General features: G+C 66.5%; 1 protein-coding gene. It reads left to right on the top strand.

What is annotated here, in order from left to right:
• Positions 1-689: NAD-glutamate dehydrogenase domain-containing protein (locus tag EN893_RS36560; RefSeq protein ID WP_164901523.1), on the top strand; the 689-nt coding region annotated here is incomplete at both ends.

Raw genomic sequence — 689 nt, forward strand, 5'->3', positions numbered from 1 at the left:
GGACTACGACAAGACGAAACTGTCGGAAGGCGGCATCATCGTCTCGCGCAACCAGAAATCGATCACCTTGCCGGCGGCGGCGGCGGCGGCGATCGGCCTGGCCAAGACCGCCGCCACGCCGGTCGAGATCATGACCGCCATCCTCAAGGCCCCTGTCGATCTCCTGTGGTTCGGCGGCATCGGCACCTATTTGCGGGCATCGACCGAAACCAACGCCGAAGTCGGCGATCGCGCCAACGATGCCATTCGCATCACCGCGCTCGATGTCCGGGCGAAAGTGATCGGCGAGGGCGCCAATCTCGGCGTCACGCAGCGGGCGCGCATCGAGTTCGGCCTGAATGGCGGCCGCTGCAATTCCGACGCCATCGACAATTCGGGCGGCGTCAACTGTTCCGACGTCGAGGTCAACATCAAGATCGCGCTGGCATCCGCCATGCGCAAGGGGTCGTTGACGCGCCCGGCACGCAACAAGCTGCTGGCCGAGATGACCGACGAGGTCGGCTCGCTGGTGCTGTCGAACAACTACCAGCAGACGCTGGCGCTTTCGATCGCCCGCAAGCGCGGCCTCGCCGACATCGCGCATCAGAGCCGCTTCATGACGGCGCTGGAAGCGCGTGGCCTGCTCGACCGCACTGTGGAGACGCTGCCGTCGCCGTCAGCGCTCGCCGAGCGCGAAGCGCGCGGCGAAC

This window comes from Mesorhizobium sp. M7A.F.Ca.CA.004.04.2.1 (assembly GCF_004022825.1).
GTDB lineage: Bacteria > Pseudomonadota > Alphaproteobacteria > Rhizobiales > Rhizobiaceae > Mesorhizobium.